The organism is Pseudomonas sp. R19M, from assembly GCF_050312585.1.
Classification (GTDB): Bacteria; Pseudomonadota; Gammaproteobacteria; order Pseudomonadales; family Pseudomonadaceae; genus Aquipseudomonas; species Aquipseudomonas palleroniana.
In genome coordinates this window covers 61,781-70,620 of record NZ_JBNPJV010000020.1, presented here as the reverse complement: position 1 = coordinate 70,620, position 8,840 = coordinate 61,781, and the positions used below count along the sequence as shown (strand labels likewise).

Here is an 8,840-nt window from a genome sequence, read left to right as displayed (position 1 = left end):
TGGGGGGCGCAGCCGCCCCAAACCCTGGCACCTCGGTCCTCCTGTAATACCGCGGCGTCTTTGTTGGGGCGGCTACGCCCCCCAGCGCGGGGCAAGCCCGCTCACTACAGATGATGTGTTCTACAGCCCGCCATTTAACTGACTGGCATTAGGGCTTGCCCCCGATAGCGGTGGTCAATTATGTATAAGTGGCCTGGCACACTGCTATCGGGAACCAGCCCCCTCTCACAACTATTCGCGTCCTCTGCCTGGTCCGGCAAAAGCTGTTGATAAATGCAGGCATCCGCTCAGCTATACTCCCCTGCATTTGAATGGGCCTTCGAGGAATTACTGTGAAGAACTGGACCTTGCGCCAAAGGATTTTGGCTAGCTTTGCGGTCATTATCGCCATCATGCTGTTAATGGTTGTGGTCTCCTATTCACGGTTGCTGAAGATCGAAACCAGTGAAGTCGCGGTGCGTGACGACGCGGTGCCGGGGGTTTACCTCAGTTCGATGATTCGTAGCGCCTGGGTCGACAGTTACCTGCATATCCTGGAACTGATCGGTTCGGGTCAAAACAAGGGGCTGAGCGACACCGACAAGGCTGAGTTCAAGTCCTTCGAAGCGCGCATCCTGCAACAGATGGCCAACTACCAGGCCACCATCAACGGTGGTGACGATCAGGCCGAGTTCGATAGATTCGAAGCCTACCACCAGAATTACAACAAGGCCCTGGCTGCGGTGGTGGATCGCTTGCAAAACAACGACGTCGCCGCTGCGCGCAAGTTGTTTGACACCGAAATGACACCGGCCTGGACCGCAGGCCGCATGAAGCTCAATGACATCATTACCGAAAACAAGAACGTCGCCGACCATGCAACCAACGCGATCGACGCTGCTGTAGAGGCCGCAAAGATCAGCATGTTCGTCTCGCTGGGCCTGGCCATTCTCGCCGCCGCCCTTTGTGGCCTGTTGTTGATGCGCGCGATCACGGGGCCGATGCAGCGCATTGTTTCGATTCTGGGCACCATGCGTGACGGTGACCTGAGCAAACGCTTGAACCTGGAGCGCAAGGACGAATTCGGCGCAGTCGAAACCGGCTTCAACGACATGATGACCGAACTGACTGCGCTGGTGTCCCAGGCCCAACGCTCGTCGGTGCAGGTGACCACCTCGGTGACCGAGATCGCCGCGACCTCCAAGCAGCAACAGGCGACCGCCACCGAAACGGCTGCAACCACCACCGAAATCGGGGCCACTTCTCGCGAAATTGCTGCAACGTCCAAGGACTTGGTCCGCACCATGACCGAGGTATCCACCGCCGCCGACCAGGCTTCGGTCGCTGCCGGTTCCGGTCAGCAAGGGCTGGCGCGCATGGAAGAAACCATGCATTCGGTGATGGGCGCCGCCGACCTGGTCAACGCCAAGCTGGCGATCCTCAATGAGAAGGCCGGCAACATCAACCAGGTGGTGGTGACCATCGTCAAGGTTGCCGACCAGACCAACCTGTTGTCGCTCAACGCGGCTATCGAAGCCGAGAAGGCCGGCGAATACGGCCGCGGCTTTGCCGTGGTTGCCACCGAAGTCCGTCGCTTGGCCGACCAGACCGCAGTGGCCACGTATGACATCGAACAGATGGTGCGCGAGATCCAGTCGGCGGTGTCGGCGGGCGTGATGGGCATGGACAAGTTTTCTGAAGAAGTGCGCCGTGGCATGTTCGAAGTGCAGCAAGTCGGCGAGCAGCTGTCGCAGATCATCCACCAGGTACAGGCCCTGGCGCCTCGGGTGTTGATGGTCAACGAAGGCATGCAGGCCCAGGCCACCGGTGCCGAGCAGATCAACCACGCGTTGGTGCAACTGGGCGATGCCAGCAGCCAGACCGTGGAGTCCCTGCGCCAGGCCAGTTTTGCCATTGATGAATTGAGCCAGGTTGCGGTCGGTCTGCGCAGCGGCGTATCGCGTTTCAAAGTCTGATGAGCGACTTTGCGGCTAAACGCGGCGCCGTCCCGGCAGCGAAAAAGACGTTGTTCCTGGTGTTTCACATCGGCGGCGAACGTTATGCGCTCAAGGCCACGGAAGTGGCCGAGGTGCTGCCGCGCGTGCCGCTCAAACCCATCGCTCATGCGCCGACGTGGGTGGCAGGCATATTTGCCCATCGCGGGGTGTTGGTGCCGGTGATCGACCTCAGTGCGTTGACCTTCGGCACAGCAGCCCAGGTGCGTACCAGCACTCGTCTGGTGCTGGTCAACTACCAGCCGCAACCCTGGATCGAGGCGCGCAGGCTGGGGTTGATCCTGGAGCAGGCTACCGACACCTTGCGTTGCTACCCTACCGAGTTTCAACCCTATGGCCTCGACAATCGGCAGGCGCCTTACCTGGGGTTGGTGCGTGAAGATGCCCAGGGCTTGATGCAGTGGATCGGCGTGGCCGAGTTATTGACCGATGAAGCCCGCGCTTTGCTATTTTCTGCCGAGCTGAGCCTATGAGCAGCGACCCACGTTTCTTTACCTTCCTGAAAGAGCGCATTGGCCTGGACGTCGCATCGGTGGGCGAGGCCATTATCGAGCGCGCCGTGCGCCAGCGCAGCCAGGCCGTGCAGGCGGTGACGCTGGAGCATTATTGGCAGCGACTGCAAAGCTCGCAGGACGAGCAGCAAGCGCTGATCGAGGCGGTGATTGTTCCCGAGACCTGGTTTTTCCGGTACCCGGAGTCCTTTGCCACCTTGGCGCGTCTGGCCAAGGCGCGTCTGGCCGAGATCAACCAGCTGCGCGCGTTGCGCATTCTCAGCCTGCCATGTTCGACCGGCGAAGAGCCCTATTCGATTGCCATGGCGTTGCTCGATGCCGGCCTGGCCCCGCACCAGTTCAAGGTGCAGGGCATGGACGTCAGCCCGCTGTCGGTAGAGCGGGCGCGGCGCGGGGTGTACGGGAAGAATTCCTTTCGCGGTGGCGACCTGGAGTTTCGCCAGCGCCACTTCACCGAGCAGGCCGACGGTTACCACATTGCCGATCGAGTGCGTGAGCAGGTGCGCCTGCAAGTCGGAAACCTGCTGGACCCTGCGTTGCTGGCGAATGAACCCAGCTATGACTTCGTGTTCTGCCGCAACCTGCTGATCTACTTCGACCAGCCGACCCAGAAACAAGTCTTCGATGTGCTCAAGGGCTTGACCCATGTCGATGGCGTGCTGTTTATCGGCCCGGCCGAAGGCAGTTTGCTGGGGCGCCATGGCATGCGCTCGATTGGCGTGCCGCAGTCCTTTGCCTTCAGCCGACATGTGGAACCGGTGAAGCCTGCGCCGGTTTTCGTGCCGATGCCGGCACCCGTCCCGGCGCGCAGCGCAGCACCGATCCCGCCCAAACCGCGCCCGTTCAGCACGGTCAGCGCCCAGGTGCTGCCGATCAAGGCGCCGCAAACGGACGCGGGTGATTTGCTCAGCCGGATCGCCACCCTGGCCAATGAGGGCAAAAGTGCTGAGGCCCGCGCTGCCTGCGAACAGTATTTGAGCAACCACCCGCCGGCCGCCCAAGTGTTTTACTGGCTGGGCTTGCTCAGCGATGTGGCCGGCAGCGCCCTGGAAGCCCAGGGGTATTACCGCAAAGCCCTATACCTGGAACCGCAGCACCCGCAGGCCCTGATGCACCTGGCCGCGTTGCTCGAGTCCCAGGGCGACAGTGCGGGGGCGCGCCGTTTGCAGGCGCGGGCCGCGCGTAGCGAGCGAGCTGACAGTGAGTCCAAACGATGAGTACCTCCGACGCGCTCGACACTGCGGGTCTTGACCTGACCCTGGCCGACACCCAACGCATCGACGATTGCTGGAACCGTATCGGCATCCATGGCGACAAGTCCTGCCCGTTGCTGGCCGAACATATTCACTGCCGCAACTGCTCGGTGTATTCCGCCGCCGCCACGCGCTTGCTCGACCGCTATGCGTTGCAGCAGGACGATCGCCACGCGATCACCGCCGACGCCGTCGACGAGAACGTGACCACCCGTTCCCTGCTGATGTTCCGCCTCGGCGAAGAATGGCTGGGCATCGCCACCCGCTGCCTGGTGGAAGTGGCACCGCTGCAACCGATCCATTCCCTGCCGCACCAGCGCTCACGGGCATTGCTCGGCGTAGCCAACGTACGCGGCGCGCTGGTGGCGTGCCTGTCGCTGGTCGAGCTGCTTGGCCTGGACGTCACCGATCATGGCGCGACGGGCGGGCGCATCATGCCGCGCATGTTGATCATCGCCGCGCAGGACGGCCCGGTGGTGGTGCCGGTGGACGAAGTCGACGGTATCCATGCCATCGATGAACGCGCCTTGAAGGCCGCGTCCGCCTCCGGCACCCAGGCCAGCGCGCGCTTCACCCAGGGTGTGTTGCAGTGGAAGGGCCGCAGCCTGCGTTGGCTGGACGAGGCGCAATTGCTGTCCGCCGTGACCCGGAGCCTCACATGACCCCCGACCAGATGCGCGATGCCTCGTTGCTGGAACTGTTCAGCCTGGAAGCTGATGCGCAGACCCAGGTATTGAGCGCGGGCCTGCTGGCCCTGGAGCGTAACCCGACCCAGGCCGACCAGCTTGAGGCCTGCATGCGCGCCGCCCATTCGCTCAAGGGCGCGGCGCGCATCGTCGGTGTGGACGCCGGGGTCAGCGTGGCCCACGTCATGGAGGACTGCCTGGTCAGTGCCCAGGAAAGCCGTCTGTACCTGCAACCTGAGCATATCGACGCTCTGCTGCAGGGCACCGATTTGCTGATGCGCATTGCCACCCCCGGCAATGATGTGGGAGCGGCCGATATTGATGCCTATGTGGCCTTGATGGAACGGCTGCTCGATCCGTCGCAGCCGAGTGCCAATGTCGCGCCGCCGCCACCACCGACCGAGCCTGCCCCGGCGCCGATCATTGAAGCGCTTGCACCTGAGCCCGAGCCGGCGTTGCCGCGCCAGAGCAAACCGATGACCGAGGGTGGCGAGCGCGTGCTGCGCGTGACCGCCGAGCGCTTGAACAGTCTGTTGGACCTGTCCAGCAAGTCCCTTGTGGAAACCCAGCGGCTCAAGCCTTACCTGGCAAGCATGCAGCGCCTCAAGCGGATTCAAAGTAACGGCGCACGCGCACTGGATACGCTGGACGGCCAGCTCAGGGCGCTGGATTTGAGCCTCGAAGCCGAGGAGGCGCTGGCCGACACCCGGCGTTTGCTGAGCGAAGCCCAGGCCCTGCTGGCGGAAAAAATCGTCGAGCTGGATGAGTTCGGCTGGCAGGCCGGGCAGCGTGCCCAGGTGCTTTACGACACGGCGCTGGCCTGTCGCATGCGGCCCTTTGCCGATGTACTGGCCGGGCAGGTGCGCATGGTCCGCGACCTCGGGCGCAGCCTGGGCAAGCAGGTGCGCCTGGAAATCGAAGGCGAAAAGACCCAGGTCGATCGCGACGTGTTGGAAAAGCTCGAGGCGCCACTCACTCATTTGCTGCGCAATGCCGTCGACCACGGCATCGAAATGCCCGAGCAGCGTATCCTGGCGGGCAAGCCGGCCGAGGGCCTGATCCGTCTGCGTGCTTCCCATCAGGCGGGTTTGCTGGTGCTGGAACTGAGCGATGACGGCAACGGTGTCGACCTTGAGCGCCTGCGCGGGACCATCGTCGACCGGCATCTGTCACCGCCGGAAACCGCCTTGCGTTTGAGCGAGGAGGAGCTGCTGACGTTCCTGTTCCTGCCCGGTTTCAGCCTGCGCGACAAAGTTACCGAAGTGTCCGGACGCGGCGTGGGCCTGGATGCGGTGCAGCATATGGTCCGGCAATTGCGCGGCGCGGTGGTGCTGGAGCAGGCGGCGGGGCAGGGCAGTCGCTTCCATCTGGAAGTGCCGTTGACCCTGTCGGTGGTGCGCAGCCTCGTGGTGGAAGTCGGCGGTGAAGCCTATGCTTTTCCGCTGGCGCATATCGAGCGCATGTGCGACCTGTCGCCGGACGATATTGTCCAGTTGGAAGGCCGCCAGCATTTCTGGCACGAGGGCCGGCATGTCGGTCTGGTTGCCGCCAGCCAGTTGTTGCAGCGCCCGGCGGCGCAAAGCAATGACGCGACATTGAAGGTCGTGGTCATCCGCGAACGCGATGCGGTGTATGGCATTGCGGTGGAACGTTTCATCGGCGAGCGCACCCTGGTGGTGTTGCCGCTGGATGATCGCTTGGGCAAGGTCCAGGACATCTCCGCCGGCGCCTTGCTGGATGATGGTTCGGTGGTGTTGATCGTGGATGTCGAAGACATGCTGCGCTCGGTGGACAAGCTGCTCAACACCGGCCGCCTGGAGCGCATCGCGAGGCGCAGCCAGCAGGCCACCGAAGTTGCGCGCAAGCGGGTGCTGGTCGTGGATGACTCGCTGACCGTACGTGAGCTGCAACGCAAATTGCTGTTAAACCGCGGATATGAAGTGGCCGTTGCAGTCGACGGCATGGACGGCTGGAACGCATTGCGTTCCGAAGACTTCGACCTGCTTATCACTGACATTGATATGCCTCGCATGGACGGTATCGAATTGGTCACACTTCTGCGTCGTGACAGTCGCCTGCAATCGTTGCCGGTGATGGTGGTGTCGTACAAGGATCGCGAAGAAGACCGACGCCGTGGACTGGATGCCGGCGCCGACTATTATTTAGCCAAAGCCAGTTTTCACGATGACGCCTTGCTCGACGCCGTGGTTGAACTGATCGGAGGAGCCCGGGCATGAGGATTGCGATCGTCAATGACATGTCCCTGGCGGTGGAGGCGCTGCGCCGCGCACTCAGTTTCGAGCCTGCCCACGAAGTGGTGTGGGTGGCCAGCAACGGCCTGGAAGCCGTGCAACGTTGCGCCGAACTGACCCCGGACCTGATCCTGATGGACCTGATCATGCCGGTGATGGATGGCGTGGAAGCCACCCGTCAGATCATGGCCGATACTCCGTGCCCGATCCTGATTGTCACCGTGGACCGCCAGGCCAACGTCAGCCGCGTGTTCGAAGCCATGGGCCATGGTGCCCTGGACGTAGTGGACACACCGGCGCTGGGCGTGGGCAACCCCAAGGATGCAGCGGCGCCGCTGCTGCGCAAGATCCTCAATATCGGCTGGCTGATTGGTCAGCGCGGCAGCCGCGTGCGCGCCGACGCCACGCCGCAACGTGCTACCGGCAAGCGTCAGAGCCTGGTAGCGATTGGCTCGTCGGCGGGAGGGCCGGCTGCCCTGGAAACCCTGCTCAAGGGCTTGCCAGGCGACTTTCCCGCCGCCATTGTGCTGGTGCAGCATGTGGACCAGGTGTTCGCCGCCGGCATGGCCGAGTGGTTGAGCAGTGCGTCCGGCCTGCCGGTGCGCCTGGCCCGTGAAGGCGAACCGCCACAAAGCGGCGTAGTCTTGCTGGCCGGCACCAATCACCACATCCGCTTGCTGAAAAACGGCACGCTGGCCTATACCGCCGAGCCGGTGAACGAGATTTATCGACCTTCCATCGACGTGTTTTTCGAGAGCGTCGCCAGCCACTGGAATGGCGATGCCGTCGGCGTATTGCTGACCGGCATGGGGCGCGATGGCGCCCAAGGGCTCAAATTACTGCGTGAACAAGGATATTTGACCATCGCCCAAGACCAACAGAGTTCGGCGGTGTATGGCATGCCCAAAGCGGCGGCGGCGATTGATGCCGCTGTTGAAATTCGCCCACTGGATAGAATTGCGCCCCGATTGCTGGAGGTCTTTGCAAAATGATCAAAACCTCCCGTGCTGCTGGTTTGCAGGTGGTAATTCAGGTGACTGCACATGAATGATTTACAGCTCGACGACTTCAAGACCGATGAAAATGCCGCCATGGTGTTGCTGGTTGACGACCAGGCGATGATCGGCGAAGCCGTGCGACGCGGCCTGGCCCATGAAGAGAACATCGACTTCCACTTCTGCGCCGATCCGCATCAGGCGATTGCCCAGGCGATTCGCATCAAACCCACGGTGATCCTGCAAGACCTGGTGATGCCGGGGCTGGACGGCCTGACCCTGGTTCGCGAATACCGCAACCACCCGGCCACCGCGAATATCCCGATCATCGTGCTGTCCACCAAGGAAGACCCGCTGATCAAGAGCGCTGCCTTTGCCGCTGGCGCCAACGACTATCTGGTGAAGCTGCCGGACAACATCGAGCTGGTGGCGCGCATTCGCTATCACTCGCGCTCCTACATGACGCTGCTGCAACGGGATGCGGCCTACCGTGCGCTGCGGGTCAGCCAGCAACAGTTGCTGGACACCAACCTGGTGCTGCAACGCCTGATGAACTCCGATGGCCTCACCGGGCTGTCCAACCGTCGCCACTTCGACGAATACCTGGAGCTGGAGTGGCGCCGTGCAATGCGTGACCAGACCCAGCTCTCGCTGCTGATGATCGACGTGGACTTTTTCAAGAGCTACAACGACAACTTCGGCCATGTCGAAGGCGACGAAGCCCTGCGCAAGGTCGCTGCCACCATTCGCGAGGCCAGCAGCCGTCCTTCGGATTTACCGGCGCGTTATGGCGGTGAAGAATTTGCCCTGGTGCTGCCGAGCACCTCGCCGGGCGGCGCCCGACTGGTCGCGGAAAAGCTGCGCATGGCGGTGGCGGCCCTGAAAATCCCGCACATCGCGCCGACCGAGGGATCGTGCCTGACCATCAGCATCGGCCTGTCGACCCTGACGCCCAAGCAGGGCACGGATTATCGGCAGTTGATCATGGCGGCGGACAAGGGGTTGTATATGGCCAAGCACAACGGGCGCAATCAGGTCGGTATCGAATAACCGGGTGGCAGGGAGCAAACCCCGCCTTTTCGCCAAGCGGGCTGCCGTTTCAGCCCGATTGCCGTTATACTCGCCGGCTTTCAAAAGTTCGCCAACGA

General features: G+C 62.6%; 7 protein-coding genes. All 7 read left to right on the top strand.

Features of this window, described 5'->3' with window-relative positions; genetic code table 11:
- Positions 1–311: 311 nt before the first annotated feature.
- Genes ACQRBT_RS03145 through ACQRBT_RS03115 form a run of 7 tightly spaced genes read left to right on the top strand, consistent with a single transcriptional unit; the run spans position 312 to position 8,742 of the window.
- Complete coding sequence (locus ACQRBT_RS03145; protein WP_218580631.1) at positions 312–1,955, top strand: methyl-accepting chemotaxis protein; 1,644 nt, start codon at positions 312–314, stop codon at positions 1,953–1,955.
- On the top strand, positions 1,955–2,467 hold the full coding sequence (locus ACQRBT_RS03140) for a chemotaxis protein CheW (protein WP_060753998.1): 513 nt from the start codon (positions 1,955–1,957) through the stop codon (positions 2,465–2,467). The genes ACQRBT_RS03145 and ACQRBT_RS03140 overlap by 1 nt, the downstream gene beginning before the upstream one ends.
- Positions 2,464–3,723 (top strand): CheR family methyltransferase, encoded by a 1,260-nt coding sequence (locus ACQRBT_RS03135; RefSeq protein WP_060753999.1) that lies wholly within the window; start codon positions 2,464–2,466, stop codon positions 3,721–3,723. The genes ACQRBT_RS03140 and ACQRBT_RS03135 overlap by 4 nt, the downstream gene beginning before the upstream one ends.
- On the top strand, positions 3,720–4,421 hold the full coding sequence (locus tag ACQRBT_RS03130) for a chemotaxis protein CheW (protein WP_060754000.1): 702 nt from the start codon (positions 3,720–3,722) through the stop codon (positions 4,419–4,421). Before ACQRBT_RS03135 ends, ACQRBT_RS03130 begins: the two co-directional genes overlap by 4 nt.
- Positions 4,418–6,682, top strand: a complete 2,265-nt coding sequence (locus tag ACQRBT_RS03125; RefSeq protein WP_060754001.1) for a hybrid sensor histidine kinase/response regulator — start codon at positions 4,418–4,420, stop codon at positions 6,680–6,682. The genes ACQRBT_RS03130 and ACQRBT_RS03125 overlap by 4 nt, the downstream gene beginning before the upstream one ends.
- A complete protein-coding gene (locus tag ACQRBT_RS03120; RefSeq protein WP_060754002.1) occupies positions 6,679–7,689 on the top strand; it encodes a chemotaxis response regulator protein-glutamate methylesterase in 1,011 nt (336 codons plus the stop codon). The genes ACQRBT_RS03125 and ACQRBT_RS03120 overlap by 4 nt, the downstream gene beginning before the upstream one ends.
- 51 nt (positions 7,690–7,740) lie before the next feature.
- Positions 7,741–8,742, top strand: coding sequence for a response regulator (locus ACQRBT_RS03115; RefSeq protein ID WP_060754003.1), 1,002 nt, complete (start codon positions 7,741–7,743; stop codon positions 8,740–8,742).
- Positions 8,743–8,840 lie beyond the last annotated feature (98 nt).

What these genes read in the sequence shown, in the direction of transcription:
- ACQRBT_RS03145 (WP_218580631.1), top strand. Translation starts at nt 312, where the DNA reads ATGGGCCTTCGAGGAATTACTGTGAAGAACTGGACCTTGCGCCAAAGG.
- ACQRBT_RS03140 (WP_060753998.1), top strand. Translation starts at nt 1,955, where the DNA reads ATGAGCGACTTTGCGGCTAAACGCGGCGCCGTCCCGGCAGCGAAAAAG.
- ACQRBT_RS03135 (WP_060753999.1), top strand. Translation starts at nt 2,464, where the DNA reads ATGAGCAGCGACCCACGTTTCTTTACCTTCCTGAAAGAGCGCATTGGC.
- ACQRBT_RS03130 (WP_060754000.1), top strand. Translation starts at nt 3,720, where the DNA reads ATGAGTACCTCCGACGCGCTCGACACTGCGGGTCTTGACCTGACCCTG.
- ACQRBT_RS03125 (WP_060754001.1), top strand. Translation starts at nt 4,418, where the DNA reads ATGACCCCCGACCAGATGCGCGATGCCTCGTTGCTGGAACTGTTCAGC.
- ACQRBT_RS03120 (WP_060754002.1), top strand. Translation starts at nt 6,679, where the DNA reads ATGAGGATTGCGATCGTCAATGACATGTCCCTGGCGGTGGAGGCGCTG.
- ACQRBT_RS03115 (WP_060754003.1), top strand. Translation starts at nt 7,741, where the DNA reads ATGAATGATTTACAGCTCGACGACTTCAAGACCGATGAAAATGCCGCC.